Origin of the sequence: Bradyrhizobium forestalis (assembly GCF_002795245.1) — a bacterium.
Classification (GTDB): domain Bacteria; phylum Pseudomonadota; class Alphaproteobacteria; order Rhizobiales; family Xanthobacteraceae; genus Bradyrhizobium; species Bradyrhizobium forestalis.
In genome coordinates this window covers 1-21,274 of record NZ_PGVG01000071.1, presented here as the reverse complement: position 1 = coordinate 21,274, position 21,274 = coordinate 1, and the positions used below count along the sequence as shown (strand labels likewise).

21 protein-coding genes, 1 tRNA gene and 2 pseudogenes are annotated in these 21,274 nt (G+C 64.4%); 10 read left to right on the top strand and 14 right to left on the bottom strand.

The genetic code is table 11. The features are described 5' to 3' along the window. Both CVM73_RS37515 and CVM73_RS37505 read right to left on the bottom strand, forming a co-directional pair. A partial coding sequence (locus CVM73_RS37515) for a right-handed parallel beta-helix repeat-containing protein (RefSeq protein WP_146006731.1) occupies window positions 1–1,149 on the bottom strand: 1,149 nt, incomplete at its 3' end. Between the two features lie 635 nt (window positions 1,150–1,784). Next, window positions 1,785–1,861, bottom strand: a tRNA-Arg gene (locus CVM73_RS37505). A 171-nt stretch (window positions 1,862–2,032) separates the two neighbouring features. On the opposite strand from CVM73_RS37505, the gene CVM73_RS37500 reads away from it, so the two are divergent. Beyond that, the gene (locus tag CVM73_RS37500) at window positions 2,033–2,386 is read left to right on the top strand and encodes a VOC family protein (RefSeq protein WP_100236748.1); all 354 of its coding nucleotides are present in this window, start codon (window positions 2,033–2,035) and stop codon (window positions 2,384–2,386) included. Between the two features lie 125 nt (window positions 2,387–2,511). Further along, window positions 2,512–2,805 carry a GYD domain-containing protein gene (locus CVM73_RS37495; protein WP_100236747.1) on the top strand — a complete coding sequence of 98 codons (294 nt, stop codon included), beginning with the start codon at window positions 2,512–2,514 and terminating at the stop codon, window positions 2,803–2,805. Window positions 2,806–2,874: 69 nt separating this feature from the next. Here CVM73_RS37495 and CVM73_RS37490 read toward each other — a convergent pair whose 3' ends face one another. The 5 genes from CVM73_RS37490 to CVM73_RS37470 form a co-directional block, all read right to left on the bottom strand. Then, window positions 2,875–3,831: a tripartite tricarboxylate transporter substrate-binding protein gene (locus CVM73_RS37490; protein ID WP_100236746.1), complete on the bottom strand. Its 957-nt coding sequence runs from the start codon at window positions 3,829–3,831 to the stop codon at window positions 2,875–2,877. A gap of 49 nt (window positions 3,832–3,880) precedes the next feature. After that, window positions 3,881–4,252 carry a dimethylsulfonioproprionate lyase family protein gene (locus CVM73_RS37485; protein ID WP_100236745.1) on the bottom strand — a complete coding sequence of 124 codons (372 nt, stop codon included), beginning with the start codon at window positions 4,250–4,252 and terminating at the stop codon, window positions 3,881–3,883. A 19-nt stretch (window positions 4,253–4,271) separates the two neighbouring features. After that, a complete protein-coding gene (locus CVM73_RS37480; protein WP_100236744.1) occupies window positions 4,272–5,201 on the bottom strand; it encodes a hypothetical protein in 930 nt (309 codons plus the stop codon). Between the two features lie 118 nt (window positions 5,202–5,319). Further along, the gene (locus CVM73_RS37475; protein ID WP_167407286.1) at window positions 5,320–5,958 is read right to left on the bottom strand and encodes an RraA family protein; all 639 of its coding nucleotides are present in this window, start codon (window positions 5,956–5,958) and stop codon (window positions 5,320–5,322) included. A gap of 20 nt (window positions 5,959–5,978) precedes the next feature. Further along, window positions 5,979–7,496 carry an AMP-binding protein gene (locus CVM73_RS37470; protein ID WP_100236742.1) on the bottom strand — a complete coding sequence of 506 codons (1,518 nt, stop codon included), beginning with the start codon at window positions 7,494–7,496 and terminating at the stop codon, window positions 5,979–5,981. 232 nt (window positions 7,497–7,728) lie between these two features. Here CVM73_RS37470 and CVM73_RS40585 point away from each other — a divergent pair, with 232 nt between their 5' ends. Next, window positions 7,729–8,352, top strand: coding sequence for a hypothetical protein (locus CVM73_RS40585; RefSeq protein WP_167407285.1), 624 nt, complete (start codon window positions 7,729–7,731; stop codon window positions 8,350–8,352). A gap of 73 nt (window positions 8,353–8,425) precedes the next feature. Here the strand turns inward: CVM73_RS40585 and CVM73_RS37460 are convergent, their stop codons facing one another. Further along, window positions 8,426–8,635 carry a hypothetical protein gene (locus CVM73_RS37460; RefSeq protein WP_100236741.1) on the bottom strand — a complete coding sequence of 70 codons (210 nt, stop codon included), beginning with the start codon at window positions 8,633–8,635 and terminating at the stop codon, window positions 8,426–8,428. Window positions 8,636–8,653: 18 nt separating this feature from the next. Next, window positions 8,654–9,661, bottom strand: a complete 1,008-nt coding sequence (locus CVM73_RS37455) for a 2-dehydropantoate 2-reductase (protein ID WP_100236740.1) — start codon at window positions 9,659–9,661, stop codon at window positions 8,654–8,656. Between the two features lie 165 nt (window positions 9,662–9,826). On the opposite strand from CVM73_RS37455, the gene CVM73_RS37450 reads away from it, so the two are divergent. Then, entirely contained in the window at window positions 9,827–10,393 is a 567-nt protein-coding gene (locus CVM73_RS37450; RefSeq protein ID WP_100236739.1) for a YidB family protein, read from the top strand. 28 nt (window positions 10,394–10,421) lie between these two features. Then, window positions 10,422–10,694: a GlsB/YeaQ/YmgE family stress response membrane protein gene (locus CVM73_RS37445; RefSeq protein ID WP_208639288.1), complete on the top strand. Its 273-nt coding sequence runs from the start codon at window positions 10,422–10,424 to the stop codon at window positions 10,692–10,694. 193 nt (window positions 10,695–10,887) lie between these two features. Here CVM73_RS37445 and CVM73_RS37440 read toward each other — a convergent pair whose 3' ends face one another. After that, window positions 10,888–11,673 carry an SDR family NAD(P)-dependent oxidoreductase gene (locus CVM73_RS37440; RefSeq protein WP_100236737.1) on the bottom strand — a complete coding sequence of 262 codons (786 nt, stop codon included), beginning with the start codon at window positions 11,671–11,673 and terminating at the stop codon, window positions 10,888–10,890. A gap of 248 nt (window positions 11,674–11,921) precedes the next feature. On the opposite strand from CVM73_RS37440, the gene CVM73_RS37435 reads away from it, so the two are divergent. From CVM73_RS37435 to CVM73_RS37425, 3 genes and pseudogenes are all read left to right on the top strand, one after another. Then, complete coding sequence (locus tag CVM73_RS37435) at window positions 11,922–12,986, top strand: acyl-CoA dehydrogenase family protein (protein WP_100236736.1); 1,065 nt, start codon at window positions 11,922–11,924, stop codon at window positions 12,984–12,986. Window positions 12,987–13,001: 15 nt separating this feature from the next. Further along, on the top strand, window positions 13,002–14,162 hold the full coding sequence (locus CVM73_RS37430; protein ID WP_100236735.1) for an acyl-CoA dehydrogenase family protein: 1,161 nt from the start codon (window positions 13,002–13,004) through the stop codon (window positions 14,160–14,162). Between the two features lie 200 nt (window positions 14,163–14,362). Further along, a pseudogene (locus CVM73_RS37425) lies at window positions 14,363–15,178 on the top strand (enoyl-CoA hydratase/isomerase family protein); the annotation flags it as partial. Between the two features lie 170 nt (window positions 15,179–15,348). On the opposite strand, the gene CVM73_RS37420 reads toward CVM73_RS37425, so the two are convergent. The 3 genes from CVM73_RS37420 to CVM73_RS37410 all read right to left on the bottom strand — a co-directional run bounded on the left by CVM73_RS37420 (window position 15,349) and on the right by CVM73_RS37410 (window position 18,239). Next, window positions 15,349–16,095 carry a VOC family protein gene (locus CVM73_RS37420; RefSeq protein ID WP_167407284.1) on the bottom strand — a complete coding sequence of 249 codons (747 nt, stop codon included), beginning with the start codon at window positions 16,093–16,095 and terminating at the stop codon, window positions 15,349–15,351. 2 nt (window positions 16,096–16,097) lie between these two features. Continuing rightward, complete coding sequence (locus CVM73_RS37415; RefSeq protein WP_100236733.1) at window positions 16,098–16,889, bottom strand: enoyl-CoA hydratase; 792 nt, start codon at window positions 16,887–16,889, stop codon at window positions 16,098–16,100. Window positions 16,890–17,033: 144 nt separating this feature from the next. Continuing rightward, a complete protein-coding gene (locus CVM73_RS37410; protein ID WP_100236732.1) occupies window positions 17,034–18,239 on the bottom strand; it encodes an ABC transporter substrate-binding protein in 1,206 nt (401 codons plus the stop codon). Window positions 18,240–18,458: 219 nt separating this feature from the next. Here CVM73_RS37410 and CVM73_RS37405 point away from each other — a divergent pair, with 219 nt between their 5' ends. Both CVM73_RS37405 and CVM73_RS37400 read left to right on the top strand, forming a co-directional pair. Beyond that, on the top strand, window positions 18,459–19,277 hold the full coding sequence (locus tag CVM73_RS37405; protein WP_100236731.1) for a thermonuclease family protein: 819 nt from the start codon (window positions 18,459–18,461) through the stop codon (window positions 19,275–19,277). A 134-nt stretch (window positions 19,278–19,411) separates the two neighbouring features. Continuing rightward, window positions 19,412–20,803, top strand: a complete 1,392-nt coding sequence (locus tag CVM73_RS37400; protein ID WP_245452548.1) for a M48 family metalloprotease — start codon at window positions 19,412–19,414, stop codon at window positions 20,801–20,803. A gap of 334 nt (window positions 20,804–21,137) precedes the next feature. Here the strand turns inward: CVM73_RS37400 and CVM73_RS37395 are convergent. Beyond that, a pseudogene (locus tag CVM73_RS37395) lies at window positions 21,138–21,274 on the bottom strand (IS110 family transposase); the annotation flags it as partial.

Sequence of the window (21,274 nt, the reverse complement as noted above, 5' to 3'; positions counted from 1 at the left end):
AGCCCCCGACATCACGACCTGATTGGCAGTGTTGACGGTGTCACTCGCAATCGTCGGTGCAGCGGGCGCCTTGGTGTCGACGGTGACCGCCACCGCAGCCGACGCCGCGCTGGTCTGACCCGACGAGTTGGTCGCGGTCGCCGTCAGCGTATGCTTCGCATCGGTCAAGACATTGGTGATGTAGTCCCAGCCTCCGGTCGAAGTCGCAGTCGCCGTACCGATCTGCGTCGAACCGTCATAGACCTTGATGGTGCTGCCTGCGGCAGCTGTCCCATGCAGAGCGATCTTGTTCGCATCAGTGATGCCGTCGCCAGCCGTGCCCGTATCGGGTGACCAGGATGCGATGGTCGGCGCTGCAGGAATATCGGGCGTTGAGGGGGGCGTCGTCGGAGACGACGTCTGCCATCCCGTGCCGAGCTCGTCGTTGTTCGACAGGACGGGCGTGTTGCCCCTGAAGTAATAGTAACCCCACGTGCCCTGACCAAGTTCGTTGTTGGTGAACGAGACTCCGGAAATCTTGTCGGTGCTGCTGAAACTACCATCGGAGTAAAGGGTGTAGCCGCCCCCCGCGAGATAGTTGCCGTCCACCTGAATGTTGGAAACCGGACCGAAGTCATTGTTGATCATCACGGCCGAGACGAAGCCGTTCTCGTTGATGACCGTGTTGTGCCGAATGACGACGTCTGAAACGCCGCCGTTGATCTCGATACCATCGTAGTGCGGACCACCCAACGACGTGCCGAGACGCACGTCCGGCGCATTCATGTCGTGGATATAATTGTCTTGGACGAGGCTTGAGCCGGTGACGATAATACCGTTCTCCACGTCATGGATATCGTTGCGCAGGAATGTGCCGGACCCGACAATGCCGTTCGCGCCATCGGGGCTGCTTCCAACGTTTAAAATCTCGCTATCCTTGACGACAGTTCCTGTAATGCCGTCCTTGATCCAGATGCCTGTCCAATCGCTGGACGTGATGCGACTATTCTGAATCGTGACGTTATCGGCCAGGACCGAAATCGTGCCTTTGACATCGAGAGCGTCGATGACGGTACCTGGCTGAGTGACGGTCACGTCGCCCGATGGAGTCAGGATAACGCCATCAGGAAGACCGGTGCTATTCGCGTCTGGAAATCCAGCAATTGCCATTTCTGTTCATCCCCTGAGCAGTGCACGCGCAGACTGAGTTTCATGCGCATGCTGTTCGATACGTCGCGGCTCAGCCCAACTTGGGCTGGTTCTTTGCCGCCCCATCAGGAGCGTGTTCGAATTCGCACGCGCCTTTTTTGAGACGATTCATTGACCCGAGGATGGAGTTTTTAAATCGCGCAGCCGCAGTTCCTGCCGGCGCCGGAATTAATATTATCGCCAGACTGAAAACTAACGATCAGGATTAAATTTCGACCGGGCGCGGCATTTAAATTGGCGCGAACCCGTTATGGTCTCCGTCAATACCAATATTGATTGCGCGCCTCACGTCCTCGCTTCGCCAATCACCAACGGCGGGCTGCGCACACCCGCCGGCGCCGCCGCCCGCAACGACGTCGCGGATGCCTGCCCGAACCTCGTCTCTCAGAACGAGAATTACGTCCGCGGATTTTCGATCCATCTGCCGCGGATCATCCAGCCACACAGCCATGGCGTCCTGCGTGCCGCCTCAAATACACCCGCGACTGGATGCCTGCAGTCAGCGCGGGAAGGCCGCAGGGCACTTGCGTTACCCATCCGTTACCGGCAGGGCGAGATCCGCTTAAGTCCGATAGCTGGCAGGGGACTAAAAAGAATGGCGATCCCGGGAAGACTCGAACTTCCGACCTACGGTTTAGGAAACCGCCGCTCTATCCGGCTGAGCTACGGGACCGCGGAACCCGGCGCTGCGGGTTCGGCCTCCTCATAGCAGAGCAGGATGCGGTTCGCCAGCCGCAAGGCGAGCGAGATCATCTGCAAGCTGCGCAAGGCGGCCGTACAATGCGCCCAGGTCCCTCATGGCGAAGTCCCTCATGGCGGAGTCCCTCTTGGCGGAGCAGCCCACATGATAGAAAGCATCAGCGCCATCACGCTCGGCACCCACGACATGGCGCGCGCCGTGCACTTCTACCGCTCGCTCGGGTTCGAGCTTCTCTATGGCGGCGAAGCCGCAGCATTCACGAGTTTTCGCGCCGGCAGCGGCTATCTCAACCTGACGGCGCAGCCGGACGACAAGCGCTGGTCCTGGTGGGGCCGCGTCATCTTCTATGTCGCCGATGTCGACGCGACCTATGAGCAGGCGCGCGCGGCTGGATGGCAGCCGTCGACCACGCCGCGCGATGCGGAATGGGGCGAACGCTACTTCCATCTCAGCGACCCGGACGGCCATGAGCTCAGTTTCGCGCGGCCGTTGTCCTGACCGGATAAGTCGCAGTCGCTGACGTTCCCCAGAGTACAAGTGGCGCTGTCTCAGCTGCTGTGGCAAACTGGGCGCGGTTTCCTCAAGCGACAATTGCATCTGGATTCTAACCAGGGAGGACGGCCATGGTGACCTATGTCGTGCTGGGAAATTTCACTGATCAGGGAGTCCGCAACGTCAAGGACTCGCCGAAGCGGGCCGAGGCCTTCAAGGAGATGGCCAAAACGTTCGGCGTGACCGTGAAAGAGATCGTCTGGACACAGGGACGATATGACATTGTGACCGTGCTCGAGGCTCCGGATGAGGCTGCCGCGATGTCGCTCGGCCTTAGTCTCGGCGCACTCGGCAATGTCCGCACCGAAACGCTGCGCGCGTTCTCGGCAGCCGATATGAAGAACATCGTCGGCAAGATGCTCTGACGTTGAAGCCGGCGCGAGCGCACGGGACCTGGGATACGGGACCTGGGATGGTGTCCCGGGACAGGATTCTCACGCCCTGATATTGTTGTCCTTCACCACCTTGCCCCAATAGGCGACCTGCTTGTCGAAGAAGGTCTTGAAGGCGGCGCCGTCCTGGAGCAGCAGCGTCATGTGCTGGGTGTCCTTGAGCTGGGCGGCGGTTGCGGGCTCGCTCAGGATTTCCTTGGATGCCGTCGCCATGGCCGCGACGACGTCCGGCGGGGTCCCTGCGGGCGCGAAGATGCCCCACCATGCCAGCGTCTCGAAATCCGGAAAGCCGGCCTCGATCGCGGTCTGCGTGTCCGGCAGGGCCGGCAGCCGCTCGCGGCCGAGCTGCAGAATCGGGCGCAGCATGTTGGTGCCGAGTTGGGCGGCGACCAGCGCCGCCGATCCCGCGATGAGATCGACATGGCCGCCGAGCACGTCGTTCATGGCCGGCCCGCCGCCACGATAGGGCACGTGCATGATCTCGACGCCGGCCTTGCTGCCGAGCACGGTCATGGCGAGATGGCCGAGCGTGCCGATGCCGACCGAGGCATATTTCACCGCGCCGGGCGTTGCCTTGCAGGCCGCCACCACGTCGGCAAAGCTCTTGTAGGGGCGGCCGGCGCCGGCCGCGATCACGTAAGGCGCGGTGCCGATCAGCAGGACCGGCATCAGCTCGCGCTCGACATCGACCGGCGGCTTGTCGAGGATCGACGGGATCACCGCATGGGAATCGAACGTCACCAGGAACGTCGAGCCGTCCGCCGGGCTCTTGGCGACCTGCGCCGCACCGAGCGCGCCGGCCGCGCCCGATTTGTTCTCGACCACGACGATGCGATTGAGTTTTGTCTGTAGGTTGCTCTGCAGCAGCCGCGCCATCGCATCGGTCGAGCCGCCCGGCGGGAAGGGCACCACCAGCGTAATTTTCGAAGCCTGCGCGCTCGCCGGTGCCATCGCGAGGATGGCGGGCGCGGCCAGCAGCGCCCGTCGTGTGATCGTCATGGTTCCCTCCCTTTTTGTTTTGCGCCTGGCTTTTGCTCTTTGGCGCCTATCAGGTCGTGCCGAAGCCCGACCCTGCTTTTTTATATTCTGGCCGAGGCGGACTGAAGATGTCCAGCACGCGAGCGCCATCGGGGCCGGCGCGCATGGTGTGGGGCACGTTCCCTGGCGTGCGCCAGAAATCGCCCTTCTTCACCGGGATTTCCTCATCGCCCTGGACTCGGATGGCGGAGCCGTCGAGCAGCACGCCCCATTGCTCCTCGGGGTGATGATGCAGCGTCCCTTGCGCATGCGGCGCCAGCGTCACCACCGACAGCATCGCCTGCTCGCCGGAGAAGATGCGCGTGGTCACTCCGGCTGCGAGCTCGCGGAACAGCCCGTCGCTGGGATTGTCGATGTTGTGAAACTCTTCCTTCTGGCTCACGCCATTCTCCCTTCCACGTTTATTTCGCGGCAGACTGGCTCACGACAGCCAGGAGCCGGTCTTTGAACTCGCCCCTCAAGGTCACGAACAAGCTCGACCATGTGCGGCTCTTGAACTCGCAGGCGCCAAGCGGACAATAGCTTTTATCATGATAGTCTCCGAAAACGACGCCAAGCATCGTCATTCGTCGGCCCCACAGACGAAACAGAGCGCTGCCTGATGCTCCGAATTCGAACTCGCAGTTCGTTTCAAATGTCTGCCAATCCCTCACGTCGCGGATTTGGCACTCCTGTATCGTCTTGTTGAACGGCCCGTCCTTGTCCGTCCTTCCCGTGGCTTCGATATCGTAGCCCACGACCGCCAGAACACGCTCCAGCTCCACCAGAGTTTCAGCCTGCTCATAGACTTCGTAGGGCGTCACGTCGGCGGGAAATGCGAGTCTTGCGACTGCCCAATCGGCGCTGCCCTGTCTCGGTGCACTGTCGACGCATGACCCCATCCACAGGGCCGCCGACAAAGGAATGGTCCGCCTCTCCGTTCCCAAATAGTACTCAAATATACATTTGTCAGGTGACGTATGGGGTTTGCAAGCGTCCCGAAACGCGTGAGCCACCGTCGTGATCACGTCGCGCGCTCCGGTGACTTGAGCACTGCTGGCTCCACCAGGACATCGCAAGACTCCACTTGCCGCAAAGCGCTTTCCCACCTGACCTGGGGAAAGACCGTTGGCCTTTGCGTACGCCTCTTCAGTCATTCGCCGCTCTGCATGGGTCGAAGCGACCTTGACTGCCGGAGTGTCGGCGATCCCACCGCTGTTGAAAATGGGCGCGGCCCCGCGGCCGGGACCCAAAGGCGCCGAACCGACCTCGTTGTTTCCAGAGACCAGCAGAAGGAGAAGGCTAGGCAGGACGATCGCGTAATTCCTCGTCAATTGAAGCGCCCCCAGCATCAAAAATCATGAAACGAGCTTGGCCGAAACAAAGATCTTGAAATCACTTTCGAACGTTGCAATGGCTGACGTCGGCCTGCAATCGAGTCAGCCATTGCTTTGACTTAAGCCGCGTGGATCAGGACTTCCCGTAGGCGCCCTGGTAGCGGCCCTCGCGGATCGCCTTCATGGTCTCCTCCTCGCGCGCGACCTGGGTGCGGACGGCGTCCAGCAGCGCCGCGGCGCCCGCGGCGGGAAACGACACCACGCCGTCCTCGTCGCCGACGACGATGTCGCCGGGCGCAATCACGCTGCCGCCGATCGTCACCGGCACGTTGATCTCGCCGGGGCCGTTCTTGTAGGGACCGCGATGGATCACGGCGCGGGCGTAGCAGGGAAAGTCGTCGGCCGCGAACGCCGCGACATCGCGGATCGCACCGTCGATGACATAGCCTTCGGCTTTGCGCCATTGCGCGATGTTCTTCATGATCTCGCCGACCAGCGCGCGGGTCTCGTCGCCGCCGCCATCGACCACGATGACGTCGCCGGGCCCGACCAGATCCAGCGCGCGGTGGATCGCGAGATTGTCGCCGGGCCGGGTGCGCACGGTGAACGCCGTCCCCACCAGCTTGCCGCCGCGATGATAGGGCCTCAGCCCCACTGCGCCCGGCAGCCGGGCGAGATTGTCCGAGATCACCGAGGTCGGCGCGCCCCTGAAACCTTCGATGATATCGGCCGGCGGCTTCGGCACGCTGCTCGCTGCGATGGTGATGGTCATGTCAGTCCTTCCGTGCTTGTCTATTCGGCGTGCGCCCGCGCCTTCGCCGGCAAAATCCGGAAGGCGCGCCCCTCCTTCATCCACGCCGCACGCTCATCGCGCAACAGCGTGCGGCGAACTTTACCGGAATCATCACGCGGCGGGGCGCTGACGAATTCGAAGCTTTCAGGATGCTTGTAGCGGCTCAGCCGGTTCTTGAGGAAATCTGCCATGCCGTCAGCAATGGCCTGGCCGTCCGCATCAGGCTCCGGCTCGATGATGGCATGCACGCGCTGGCCCAATTCCGTATCTGGCAAGCCCACCACGACGCAGGAGCGCACGCCGGGGCAGGCAGAGACCGCGGCCTCGACCTCGGCCGGATAGATGTTGGCGCCGCCGCGCAGAACCATGTCGGCGAGGCGGTCGCCGAGATAGAGATAGCCTTCCGCATCCAGCCGGCCGATATCGCCGAGCGACTCCCAGCCGTCGCTGCAGCGTTTCGGCTCGGCACCGAGATAATGATAGGTGGCGTCCTTGCCGTCATTGTTGAGGAAGTAGATCTCGCCGGTCTCGCCCGGCGCGACATCGTTGCCGTCCTCGCCGATGATGCGAAGCTTCGCCATGTCGCCGATCTTGCCGACCGAGCCTTTGTGCGTCAGCCATTCCGTGCCTGATATGATGCAGGCGCCCTGGCGCTCGGTGCCGCCATAAAGCTCCCAGATCCGCTCGGGTCCGAGCCAGGCGATCCAATTCTCCTTCAGCCAGGGCGGCATCGGAGCGGCCATGTGGAAGACCGTCTGCAGGCTCGATACGTCGTAAGAGTTGCGCACGTTCTCCGGCAGCGCCCAGATCCGGTGCATCATGGTCGGCACGAAATTGACCCATTGCACGCGGTCGCATTCGATCTGGCGCAGCGTCTCCTCGGCGTCGAATCTGGTCAGCCCCGTGAGCTTCCCGCCCGCAAACAGCGCATAGTGCGACACGATGAACGGCGCGTTGTGATAGAGCGGGCCGGGATTGAGCAGCGAGACGCCGAAGGGAATATTGAGCGGCGGCGCGGTCGCGGTGTCGGTCACCGCCGGATGGTGATCGAGGATCACCTTGGGCCGCCCGGTCGAGCCGCCTGAGGTCATGGCCTTCCAGTAGCGCGCCACCGGCGGGTTGAGCGGCTCGTCCGAAAAACCTTCCGGCACGAAATCCGCCGGCAACCGGTTCGGCGCATTCCAGTCGGCCTCGCCGCCGACCACCAGCGCCGGCTTCAGAATGTCGAGCACCGCGGCGGCTTCGCCGCGCGGCAGCCGCCACGACAGCGAGGTCGGCGTCGCCCCGCACTTCCATACCGCGAACGAGGTCTCGAAGAACGCGTTGCCGTTGGGCAAACCGATCGCGACGAAATCGCCGGGCTTGACGCCCTTGGCCGCAAACGCCCGTGCGCGCCGGTTGGCGCCGCGCTCGAGCTCGTCCCATGTCAGCGTGCCCTGCCCATGGCGGATCGCGATCGTGCCATGTGGTTTGCGTTCAGCGTACCAGCGCGGCACGTCGGACAGGGGGAGCAGCATCAGGCGTTTCCAATTCGTTTTCTTGGCGTCGCCGCAGAGAGTGAGGCGCTCGCAACATAAGTGTAACAGCCTGCCGGCGCGGCGCTGTGACTCCTACGCCACGTCAAGCACAAAATGTCAGCATCCCAGCCATGAAATTCCAGGGTTCCATGGGTGACAAGGCGGCGATAAAGGGGCAAAAATCCGACTCGACTCAGTTCGGGTTGAGTCTTGCAGGGAATGCTCTCGTAGAATGTCGGTCGTAGTTGCATTGCGTCGTGCGGCGCCGCTTCTCGTTGTCGCAGCAGGATTTTTTCTGCTGATGCTGCCGCATGCCCAAGCGCAATGGTGGAAGCGCGCGCCGGTCGACTTCGAGGAATGCGCCGACGCCGCCGAGAAGGCCGCAACCAAGACCGAGAGGACAGCCGCGCTTGCCGATTGCAATGCCAAGTTTGCCGGCCGCCGCAAGCCGGGCGGCGGCTACTCCTATTACGACTTCCTCCAGGATCGCACCTTCGACATCGCCGGCCCCAATCCGACGCCGGAGGAGCAGAAGAAGATCGACGAAGCCTACACCACCTATCTCGCCAATCAGCGGCGCAGCAATGAAGCGGCCCAGGCCACGGCCCGCCAGCAGCGCGAGCAGCAAGAGCAACAGGTGCAGCAGCTTCAGCAGGTCGCGCTGCGAACCGAAGTCGAGCGCGTGCCTATCCCGGTCGAGCGGCCGAAGGTCCAGCAGGCCGTAGGCGCGAGGGCAAAGAGCGCGCCCTGCACCAAGGGCTCGTTCTCCTGCGAATGGCCGCGGCTCTCGGAAAGCCTGAACGATCTGAAGAAGCTGTTCAACCCGACACCGAGCAAGCCCGCGAAGAAGGGGTGAGTTGGCGCGACACACCCCGCTGTCGTCCCGGACAAGCGTCAGCGCAGATCCGGGACGACAGTGGAGTGGGGCGTCAGTTCGTTCGCTTCTTCTTGCCGGGCTTCGGCTTGATCACCGGAGCATTCGGTGGCGCTGTCGAGGTCCCACTCAACGCCGACCGGCTTTCCTGCAATCGCCTGTCATAGCCGGGAGAGTTCACGACCGTCGGCGGCCTCGCATAGGCAAGCGTCGATGCGCCGCAGAACGCGGCCAGCGCGATCCCGATCATCAGACAACGCTTCATCGCGTTCCTCCTTCGCACTCACGCCGACCCGCGGATCTGCTGCGGCGTCAGCCGCGGCGGGCCGTTGCCGGCCGCCTCGGCTTGCTTGATCAGCGCAACAATGCGGCGCATCAGCGGCACGTCGACGTGGTTCTGCTCGGCGAGCGCGATGACCGCACCCTGGAGATAGTCGATCTCGGTCCTGCGGCCGTGCTTCAGATCCTGCCACATCGAGGAGCGCGCCTCGGGATCGATCTTCATCGTGCGTCCCAGGATCACGTTGAAGATCGCGTCCGGCAGCCGCAGCAAGGCCGGCGTCCACCCCATGGGGATTGGCGTCGCCGAGACCGGCGTGATGCCGGAAGCCTTCAGCGCGGCCAGCCCCTCCGCCATCTGGTCCGCGAACAGCCTTCGCCAGTCGCGGTTGGCCAATTGTGCGGCGAGCGGCAAGTCCGACAACGCGCTGAGTGCATTGTTCAGATTGATGATCAACTTGCCCCATTGCACGCCGGTGATATCACCGCTGGCGCGCACCGCGAGGCCTGCGACCGAGAGCGCCGCGGCCGTGTTCTCCGGATCCTCTCCGACATGGATGTCGCCGGAGGTCGAGCGGTGGAAACGGCCCTCGCCCATCGCGATCACGTTGAACGGCACCATGCCGGCAAGCACGCGGCGGCCGCCGAGCCGCTCGCGCAGCACCGCAACATTGCCGATGCCGTTCTGGAGCGAGACGATGACGGCATCCTGCGGCGCATGCTGCGCGATCTGATCCGCGACAGCGGCGGTGTCGGCGCTCTTCACCGTCACCAGCACGATGCCGGCGCTATGGAAGATCGCAGGATCCTCTGACAACGCGAGCTGCCCCGCGCCAAGCCTCTTCTCGGAGCCGTCGAAATCGGTCAGAAGCAGTCCGAACCGCTCGATCTCGGTCTTCACCCGCGGCCGCACCAGCAGCGCGACGCGGCGGCCGCTGGCGGCCAGCATGCCGCCGGCGAAACAGCCGATGGCGCCGGCGCCGGCCACCACGATCGGTCGATCCATAACCACTGAGCTCGCTCCCTGAATGACCGGCCTTCGATAGCAGAGGCAACCCCGCCTGCCCATTGGTTGCGACGCATCCGCCTTGTAACCGTCATGAGAGCCCCATATGTTTTCGCCCCGGGGGCAGTCAACGGCGAGCGCTCGCCGAACGAGACGCCAAAGGAGAGCACCATGGGTCTACTCGACGTCCTCAACGGCATGCAGAATGGCCCGCGCGGCCCGAGCGCGCCCAGCTCCGAGAAATCCTCCGGCGGCATGTCGCCGATGACCATGGCGCTGCTCGGCCTGCTCGCCTGGAAGGCGTTCAAGCATTTCACCGCCAATCAGTCGGGCTCAGCACCGCAACCGTCACCGACGCCCGCACCTCCGCCGGTGAACCCAGGTGCGGGTGGCGGTCTGAGCGATCTGCTCAAGGGCGGCCTCGGCGGCCTGCTCGCGGGCGGCGCGGCCGGCACCGTGCTCAGCGGCGGGCTCGGCGATCTCCTCAACCAGCTGCAGCAGAGCGGTCACGGCGACACCGCGAATTCCTGGGTCGGCAAGGGCGAGAACAAGCCGATTGCGCCGGGCGATCTCGCCAGCGCACTTGGCGCCGACCAGATCGACAGCTTGTCCGCCCAGAGCGGCCTGTCACGCGAGGAGCTACTCTCCGGCCTCAGCCAATATCTGCCGCAGGTGATCGACCATCTGACTCCGGACGGACGGCTGCCGACCGAGAACGAACTCTCGGGGCGAGTCTGATGGCGTTCTCGGGAAGGGGAGCACACTCATGAGCATGGGCGGCCTGTTGTGGATCATCGTCGTCGGCTTCGTCGCCGGCCTCATCGCGCGCTGGCTGGCGCCGGGGCCGAACAATCCGAGCGGCTTCATCCTCACCACCATCCTCGGCATCGCCGGCGCCTTTCTGGCAACCTTCGTCGGCCAGGCCATCGGCCATTACAGTCCCGACCAGGGAGCCGGCTTCATCATGGCGACGGTCGGCGCCGTGGTGGTGCTGTTCATCTGGCACCGCCTGGTCGCGAGCGGGGTGATCAAGGGGTGAACACATTCGGTGTCGTCCCGGACAAGCGCGCCCTAAGCGCGCGCGGATCCGGGACCCATAGCCCCAGGGAGTAGTTTGGCGAAAATTCGGAGTTGTCAATCTTCGCCAAACTCCTCCCTGTGGTTATGGATCCCCGCGCCCCGTGCGCTATTGCGCACTAGGCGGGGATGACAGCGGAGTTTGGAGCGCGATCTCACGTAATCAAATGCATCCCCGCGTCCATGCGCACGACCTCGCCGGTCATGTTGCTGGAGGCCGGCATCGCCAGGAAGCACACGAGCTGGGCGATGTCTTCCGCGGATGATGCGACCTTCAGCGGCACCTTCGCCACCACGCTGTCGCGCACCTGCTTGGCACCGGCCTCGCCGCGGCCCTTGGTGAACCAGGGCGTGTCGATATAGCCGGGGCAGACCGTGTTGACGCGGATCAGCGGCGCGAGCGCGCGCGACAGCGAGAGCGTCATGGTGTTGAGCGCGCCCTTGCTCGCGGCATACGCAATCGACGAGCCGACGCCGCTGATGCCGGCGACCGAGGAGACGTTGACCACCGCGGACGGCCGCCCCGAAGCCCTGGCGCCGGCTTCGAGCAGGCTGCGCGCCGCGCGCACCATCTGGAACGGGCCGATGGTGTTGACGCCGTAGACCCGCTGGAAATCTTCCGCCGACAACCCGTCGAGATCGGCGTGAGCCACATGCTTGGTGGTGCCGGCATTGTTGACGAGGATGTCGAGCCGTCCCCAGCCGCTCGCCGCCGCAACGATCTTGCGGCAATCCTCATCCTTCGAAACGTCGCCCTGCGCGACCAGCACCTCCGCCGCGCCCGCCTTGCGGCAGACGCCCGCCGTCGCCTCGGCTTCCTTCTGGCTCGACGAATAGTTGATGACGAGGCGCGCCCCGCTGCGCGCGAGAATTTCCGCGGTTGCTGCACCGAGGCCGGATGCGGACCCCGTCACGATTGCGCACAAGCCGTCCTTTGCCATCCGGTATTTCCTTCCCTTTGTAAAAGCAGACGCCCTGTTTAGCGAGTTTGCCGCGCCCTGCAAATCGAGCAAACTCCGCTAAGCGGAATTAGTCCAGACCGGCTCTCGCCCCCATGCCGCCGCCGCAGATGGGCTTGCGATCAACGCTTGTCAGGGCCATGGCTTTTTCCGATCATCGGGCGCAAGAAGAACCTGCGCGCTGCGCCCAAGGGGGCGGGACGCGCCAATGGCAAGACACGGGGAACGCTGTGGCGGAGAGTGACAATATCGTCGTTGAGACCGCGGAGAAGATCTTCGCCGATCTCGCCGATCCGCAAACCATCAACAACGACAGGAAGAATTCCTGGCAGGCGCCGCTGTGGCAGGCGCTGAGCGAGGCCGGTCTGCCGCTGTCCTGGGTGCCGGATGATCTCGGCGGCTCCGGCGCCAGCCTCGCCGACGGCTTTGCACTGCTGAACGCCGCCGGCCGTTTCGCCGTCGCGGTGCCGCTGGCCGAGACGATGCTGGCCGGCTGGCTGCTGGCGCAGGCCAGGATCACCTCGCCCGAAGGCGAGATGACCGTGCTGCCAGCCTCGCCAAAGGATCGCATCACCCTCGATGCCGACGGCGCGCTCTCCGGCCGTACGCGCGGCGTGCCTTTTGCGAAAGCGGCGAAGCATCTTGCTGTGCTGGCGCACGGCAAGGACGGCGTTTCCATCGCGCTGGTTGATGCGACCAAGGCGCGGATCGAGGCCGGCCTCAATGTCGGCTACGACCACAGCGACACCGTGACGCTCGACAAGGTGCAGCCGGTCACGATCAAGCCCGCACCAGGCGGCCTCGACCAGACCACGCTGATGCTGATGGGCGGCGTCGCGCGCAGCCTTCAGATCGCCGGCGCGCTGGAATCCATGCTCGACATCTCCGTGCGCTATTCCAACGAACGCGTCGCCTTCGAGAAGAAGATTTCGAAATTCCAGGCCGTGCAGCACAATCTCGCGCGTCTTGCGGGCGAATCCGCCGCGGCGCTCGCGGCCGCGACCTCGGCGGCCGACGCCATCGCGAATGCAACGGCGTTCAACGACGAGGTCTATCTCGAAGCCGCCTCGGCAAAGATCCGCTGCGCGGAAGCAGCCGAGAAAGGCGGCGGCATCGCCCATCAGGTCCATGGCGCGATCGGCTTCACCATGGAGCACATCCTGCACCGCTACTCACTGCGCGCGCTGGCCTGGCGCGACGATTTCGGCTCGGAAAGCTACTGGGCCGTCGAGCTCGGCAAGCTGGTCGCAAACCGCGGCGCCGACGAATTGTGGCCGCTCGTGGCGTCGCGCTGATCGGGGAGAGAACACATGACCGCTGCCCTCCGTTTCGATCCGATCCGGCTGCCCGAGAAATGCGAGCAATTGCGCAAGGAAGTCCGCGCCTTCCTCGCCGAGGAGATCGCCGCCGGCACCTTCGATCCGCACAAGCCCAACCGCGAAGACACCGACGCGCCGGAATTTTCCCGCCGGGTCGGCGCCAAGGGCTGGCTCGGCATGACCTGGCCGAAAAAGTATGGCGGCCAGGAGCGCTCCTTCCTCGAACGCTACGTCGTGACCGAGGAGATGCGCGTCGCCAACGCGCCGACCCGGCGCTTCTTTGTCGCCGACCGCCAGAGCGGGCCGGTGCTCCTGAAATACGCGCCCGAGCACATCAAGATGGAGATCCTGCCGCGGATCTGCCGCGGCGAGATCTGCTTCGCCATCGGCATGAGCGAGCCGAACTCCGGCTCCGACCTGTTCGCCGCGAAGACGCGCGCGACCAGGACCGACGGCGGCTATCTCATCAACGGCACCAAGATCTGGACCTCGTCGGCGCATATCGCCGACTACATGATCGCGATCTTCCGGACCTCGCCGCCGACCAAGGAAAACCGCCGCCACGGCTTGACCCAATTCCTGGTCAAGATGAAGCAGCCGGGCATCAAGGTGAACCCGATCGGCCAGATCACCGGCCAGTACGAATTCAACGAGGTCGTCTTCACCGATCACTTCATTCCCGACGATCACGTGCTCGGCGAGGTCGACGGCGCCTGGAAGCAGGCGACGAGCGAGCTCGCCTATGAGCGCTCGGGCCCCGAGCGTTTCCTCGAAACCTACTACGTTCTGACGGAGCTGGTTCGCGCGGTGGGCTCCAATCCGGACACGCGCAGCGCCGAGGGCATCGGCCGCCTCGTCGCGCAGCTTCACACCATGCGGCGCATGTCGGTCTCCGTCGCCGGCATGCTGGAAGCCGGCAAGGAGCCGGTGGTCGAAGCGTCCATCGTCAAGGACATCGGCACGGTCTGGGAGCAGCAGCTCCCGCACCGCGTGCGCGATCTCGCCGCCTTCGTCGAGGAGACCGCGACCAACCGCGAGACCTTGGAGCGACAGCTCGACTTCGCGATCAAGACCGCGCCGAAACTCACCATCCAGGGCGGCACCACCGAAGTGCTGCGCGGCATCATCGCCCGCGGGCTTGGTTTGCGCTGACGCGGATGAGAGCAAACTCCCGGCCACTCGCTCTGTGCACCTCTCCCATAGGGAGAGGTCGATTTGCGCCAGCAAATCGGGTGAGGGGTTACGCTCTCACTGGGGACCGCAGCCCCTCACCCGGCGCTACGCGCCGACCTCTCCCTAAGGGAGAGGTGGTTCTTCGCTACTTCACAGATTGAGATGCTTGGAGACACCCCATGAGCACTTATAAAGATATCGGCGTCGAGAAGGTCGGTCATGTCGGCACCATCGAGATCCGTCGCCCGCCGCTCAACTTCTTCGACATCTCGCTGATCAACCAGATCGCGGACGCGCTCGACGAGTTCGACCGCGACATCGAGATTCGCGCCTCCGTTCTCTCGGCGCAAGGCAAGGCCTTCTGCGCCGGCGCCAATTTCCAGGATCCGGCGCGGCAGGCGCAGGAAGCGCGCGAGGCCGAGCAGGCCAAGAAGGGCGATCCGGCCGACAGCCTTGGCTCGATCAACCATCTCTACATCCAGGCCGTGCGCATTTTCCGCGCCAAGAAGCCGATCGTCGCGGCCGTGCAAGGCGCGGCCATCGGCGGCGGCCTCGGCCTTGCGGTGTCGGCCGATTTCCGCGTCACCTGCCCCGAAGCGCGCTTCTCCGCGAACTTCACCAAGCTTGGCTTCCATCCCGGCTTCGGTCTGACCGTGACGCTGCCCGAGCTGATCGGCAAGAACAACGCCGAGCTGATGTTCTACACCAGCCGCCGCGTCACCGGCGAGGAAGCGGTGAAGTGGGGCCTCGCCAACGAGCTGGTGCCGCAGGACCAGGTCAAGGCGGCCGCGATGAAGCTCGCCGGCGAGATCGCCGAATGCTCCCCGCTCGGCCTGCTCTCCACCCGCGCCACGATGCGCGCCGGCCTCGCCGACCGCGTCATGGCCGCGACCAATCACGAGCTCGCCGAGCAGACGCGGCTGCGGGCGACGGAAGATTTTAGGGAAGGCGTGAAGGCGACGGAAGAGCGGCGGGGGGGGAAATTCAAGGGGCGGGGATCCCTCTCTACGCAGCCATCTCGACCCGTCATCCTGAGGGGCGAGCAGCACGGTGCATTGCACCGTGCTGAGAGCCTCGATGGATGAACGGCCCGGCTGGGGGCCGTCGCCCTTCGAGGCTCGCCGAAGAGGCGAGCGCCTCAGGGTGACGGATAACTTTCGAGCAATCAGCTCACGCGGAATGTGACGCCACCGAGCAAAAACTCGTTGCCCGCTGCGGCAAGTCCCTTCGCCTTGGCCGCGTGCAGAACGCTTGCCGCGTCAGCCACCCGAAACTCCAGCGCACTCATGATCTCGCTCGCGCCCTTCACGAAGCGGAAGGTTGAGTTCGGCAGCTTCAACTCAGAGCCATCAGCCGCGACACCGATAATCTTCCCCCAATGCTCCGCCAGCCCGACTGGATCGGGGCTCTGCATCTCCACCGCCGTCAGCGCCTGCGTCACATCCTTGCGGATGAATTTTTGCCAGTCGGGTCCCGCCGGCGGATAGGCGCCCAGACTATCGTCGCTGCCTTCGGTATGGTTGAATTCGATGAAGGCGGCGCGGCAGTCGCGGGGGTGAAGCTGCACGCCGTGATAGGGCGCATGGTCGATGACGTTGGCAGTGCGTACGCCGAGCGCGTTGGCGTTGCGGCCGCGCTCGTCCGGATCGTCGCAGCAGAAGATCGCCATATAGCCGCCGCGGCCGCCGGTCTTCTCGATGAAGCGGCCGGCCGTGGTACCGTCCTTGAAGGGCGCCACGACTTCCAGCAGGATCGTGTCGACCGGGAGCAGCGCGTTCTCCAGACCATATTTCGCGACATTGCCGTCGCGATAGCAGACGGCGAGGCCCATGATCCTGGCGATATCGGTGATGACAGGCTCGAGCTGCGGCGCGACCAGGCAGATCTGACGCAGCCGGATATAGGGCGCCATCGTCATGCGCCCTTGAAGGTCGGCTTGCGCTTCTCGACGAAGGCCTTTGCGGCCTCCTTGTGGTCCTCGGTATCGCCGCAACGGGTGTGATGGATCGCCTCGCCGTCGAGACAGTCTTCCAGCGCCAGGTGCTCGGCATTGTTGATGTTGCGCTTGATGAAGCCGAGCGCGATCGAGGGACCCTGCGCCAGCGACAGCGCGAGCTCGTGCGCGGCGGCGTCGATCTCGGCGTCGGGCACGACCTTCGTCACCAAGCCGATCGCATGCGCCTCCTTGGCCGTGAGCACCGGCGACATCAGATAGAGCTCGCGCGCCCGCGCACTGCCCAGCAGCTGCGTCAGGAAGTAAGTCCCACCGTAATCACCGGAGAAGCCGACCTTGGCGAAGGCCGTCGTGATCTTGCAGGATTCGGAGGCGATACGCAGGTCGCAGGACAGCGCCATCGACAGGCCCGCACCGGCCGCCGCGCCATCGAGCTGCGCCACCACAGGCTTCGGCATCTGATGCAGGATGCGCGAGACCTCCATGCCGCGGCGGAGGTTTGCGAGCTTCTGCTCGAACGGCAGCGGGGCGCGGCCTGCCGCCATCGACTTGACGTCGCCGCCGACACAGAAGGAGCCGCCAGCGCCCTTGAACAGCACCGCCCGCACCTCGGGATCGTCCGCCGCGCGCCGTGCGGCTTCGACCAGCCCGGCGACCATGTCCGGGTTCAGCGCATTCTTCCGCTCCGGACGGTTCATCGTGATGGTGAGCAGCCCGCCTTCGAGCTTTTGCAGGACCATGTCGTTGCTCACAGGACGTCTCCCTTGTTGTTGCTTTCGTCATTCCGGGGCGCGCGAAGCGCGAACCCGGAATCCATTCTTCGACCGTCACTTCCGCCCGATGGATCCCGGGTTCGCTTCGCGCCCCGGGATGACGTCGCGACTTACGTCACGCCGTCACTTCTTCACCAGCGGGCAGCGTGACTGCTCCAGCGACTGGAACGCCTCGTTGCCGGGGACGGTGGCGAGCAGCTTGTAGTCGTCCCAGCGGCCCTTGGACTCCGACGGCTTCTTCACCTCGAACAGGTACATGTCATGGATCATGCGGCCATCCTCGCGGATCTTGCCACCCTTGGCAAAGAAGTCGTTGATCGGCGTCTCCTTCATCATCTTGATCACCGCCGCGGCGTCGGTCGTGCCGGCTGCCTTCACGGCCTTCAGGTAATGTGTGACGGAGGAATAGACGCCGGCCTGCGCCGAGGTCGGCACCCGCTTGGTGCGCTCCATGAAGCGCTTCGAGAATGCGCGCGTGTCGTCATTGAGGTCCCAGTAGAACGCTTCCGCGAGCAGCAGGCCCTGCGCGGTCTCGAGCCCGATCGAGTCGATATCGGTGACGAACGCGAGCAGCGGCGAGACCTTCTGGCCGCCCTTGGTGATGCCGAACTCCGCCGCCTGCTTGATCGCGTTGATGGTGTCGCCGCCGGCATTGGCGAGCCCGATCACCTTGGCCTTGGTGGCCTGGGCCTGGAGCAGGAAGGACGAGAAATCCGATGTGTTGAGCGGATGGCGGACGGCGCCAAGCACCTTGCCGCCGGTCTTGGTCACGACGGCGCTGGTGTCCTTCTCCAGATCCTGGCCGAAGGCGTAGTCGGCGGTGAGGAAGAACCAGCTGTCGAGGCCCGACTTCACGGCCGCAAGACCGGTCACATTGGCCTGGCCGTAGGTGTCGAACACATAGTGGACGGTGTAGGGACCGCAGGCCTCGTTGGTGAGACGGATCGAGCCTGGGCCGTTGAACATGATGATCTTGCCCCGCGCTTTCGCGATCTCGCCGGCGGCAAGCGCGGTCGCTGAGGCCGCGACGTCGTAGATCATCTCGACGCCCTGGTTGTCGAGCATGTCGCGGGCGATGTTGGCGGACAGATCGGCCTTGTTGAGATGGTCGGCCGCCAGCACCTGGATCTTGCGCCCCAGCACCTCGCCGCCAAAATCCTCGACGGCCATCTTGGCCGCAGTCTCGCTGCCGGAGCCGGTGATATCTGCATAAAGGCTCGACATGTCGAGGATGCCGCCAATCTTCAGCGGCGGCTTGTCCTGGGCCTGCGCGGCGCTCGCATTGAGGGCAAACGCGGCGGCAAAAATGCCGGACAAAATATGCTTCATCGAAAAGACCTCCCTTATCGCGCCGTGCTCTGATGGCGGCTTGGTTATTGCTCTTGGCGCGATCATGCCGCATGCGCGAGAGCGCAGCAAGCGCGGGAGCGGCGCAGGTCGCGCGAACAGCACGCGTTTTCCGCAAAACGGAATGGTGAGAGGACGCAAGATGTTTCCGCACGGTCATTGGCTCGCAATGACGGCGTGCGAGAAGCCTCTTCGCGGCCTATGACGCTTGAGTTATGGTTGGCGTGCAACGCAACCTCTCCGGGTCACGTGACGCAACGGCTTCATCTCATCGTCGCATGTCTTCTCATCGCAAGTCGCACTGCGTTTGCGAGCCCATGTCAGTTCGAGTCTCAAGGCGAAGGCCGCGTCGCCGCGATCGTCGATCGCCGCAGCCTGCGTCTCGATGACGGCCGCGAAATCCGCCTCATCGGCATTGAGCCGACGGCGACCACGAGACAGGCGCTGACCTCGCAGCTGGTCGGCCGCGATGTGAGGCTGCGCGGCAACGACGACACCCCCGATCGCTATGGCCGTCAGGGTGCACTGGTCTTCGTCGGCGAGAGCGACATTTCAGTGCAGGCAACATTGCTCGACCAAGGCGACGCCATCGCGTCCGCCGAGATCACCGACAAGGACTGCGCGGCCGCCCTGATGGCGTCCGAAGCAGCGGCACGGCGCCAAAAAAAGGGCAGCTGGGCTGACCCGCCGGCCATAAAAAACGCGGAAAGTCCGGACGATATTTTGGCGGAGATCGGGCGCTTTGCGGTGGTCGAGGGCAAAATCCTGTCAGTCCGGCAAGCTGGGGCAACGACCTACCTCAACTTCGGACGAAACTGGACACGTGGCTTTGCCGCGACTATTTCAAAGCGCACGCTAGCGGCGTTCGAAAGCGCTGGTATCACCCCTAAGTCCTTGGAGAATCGGCGTATTCGCGTTCGGGGCTGGGTGGAGGGGAATACGGGGCCGCGGATCGACGTGCGCCTCGTGGGGCAGGTCGAGTTGCTGGGCGCAAACGAGCCGACAGGGGTAAGGCCTTAAGACAGGCCAGGCACGGGTTAAGCGACGTGGATGGGGTGCTAGGACGGCACGTACGGAGAGAACGCCGCCGGCTGCGGGCAGCGCCGGCCGCGCTGTGCCTTGTCCTGGGCACGGCTCTCGCCGGTTGTGGCGATATGGGCCGGTTCCAGACCGCGGCAACCCCGGCGACCGTCGTGATGCCGAAGCCGAAGCCGGCCGTCGCCCAAACCCCGGCCACCGAGAAGGAGCACGAGCGCATCCTGGCCAGCTATGGCGGGACCTATGACGATCCCAGGCTCGAGGCGCTCGTCAGCAAGACCGTCGACCGGCTGGTCGCGGCCTCCGACCGTCCCGACCAGGGCTACAAGGTCACCATCCTCAATTCCGGCGCGGTGAACGCCTTTGCGCTGCCGAACGGCCAGCTCTATGTCACGCGCGGCCTGCTTGCGCTTGCGAGCGACACCTCGGAATTGTCCTCCGTGCTCAGCCACGAGATGGCGCATGTGCTGTCCAAGCATGCCGCGATGCGCGAGGACCAGGCCCGCCAGGCCGCGATCGTCACCCGCGTCGTCACCGATATGAGCAACGATCCCGATCTCACCGCGCTCGCGCTCGCCAAGACCAAGCTCACCATGGCGAGCTTCTCGCGCAAGCAGGAGTTCGAGGCCGATGGCATCGGCGTCGGCATCTCCGCCAAGGCGCATTTCGATCCCTATGGCGCAGCGCGCTTTCTGTCCGCGATGGAGCGCAATGCCGAGCTGAAGGCCGGCAAGACCTCGCTCGATCCGCGCGCGCAGGATTTCACCTCGTCGCATCCGGCAACCCCGGAACGGGTGCAGAACGCGCAGAATATCGCGCGGCAATACACTGCGCCTGAAGGCGCCGAGCGCGACCGCGAAACCTATCTCGCCGCGATCGACAACCTCGTCTATGGCGAAGACCCCAGCGAAGGTTTCGTCCGCGGCCGCAGATTCCTGCATCCGAAGCTCGGCTTCACCTTCCAGGCGCCTGATAATTTCACGCTCGACAACACCGCGCAGGCCGTGATCGGCGTGCGCGAAGGCGGCGCACAGGCGATGCGCTTCGACGTCGTGCGCGTGCCGGCCGAACAATCGCTCGGCGACTATCTCAATTCCGGCTGGATGGAAGGCGTCGAGAAGGCCTCGACTGAAGACCTCACCATCAACGGATTCCCGGCGGCATCCGCCACCGCCAAGGGCGACCAGTGGCAGTTCAAGGTCTATGCACTGCGCTTCGGCAGCGACGTCTATCGCTTCATCTTCGCGACCCGGCAGAAGTCAACCGAGAGCGAGCGTAACGCGCGCGAGACCGTCAATTCATTCCGCCGCCTGACCCTCGACGAGATCCAGGCCGCGCGCCCCTTACGCATCAAGGTCATCACCGTGCAGCCCGGCGACACCGTGGAGTCGCTCTCCCACCGCATGGCCGGCGTCGATCATCCCGCCGAACGCTTCCGCGTGCTGAACGGCCTCGATCGCACCGCGCAGGTGAAGGTGCGCGATCGCGTGAAGATCGTGGCGGATTGACGCTGCGGTAGCCAGGCAAACTCCGCTGTCGTCCCGGACAAGCGTAAGCGTAGATCCGGGACCCATATGTGGACGGCCTCCGTGGCACAAGAGCTTTGTGAAGGTTTTGATCGGATCGCTTGCATCCATATGTCCGGCCTGTTGGTGCGGCGTGTTGGGCCGCTGGCCAAGATGGTTTCCGCGATGCGAGTTCCAATCAACCACGCGACCTTCATCGGCCAATGGGTCCCACGGATTTGCTCGCATCTTCGGTCGATCGATCGCACCATCTCCTCTGCTCTTGCAGCTCCGGTTCGGCCGGTGGGCGAACCCGCCGGGCGGCCGAATCTCTCAACTACGCGGCAGCTGCCCCTAGGACATCGGCTCGGGCATCGAGCCGCGCGCTGTCATAATCCTCTCCTGTCGTCATCAGCTTCCAGGCGATGCGTGCGGTCTTGTTGGCCAGCGCCACGGCTGCCTGCTTCGGCGTCT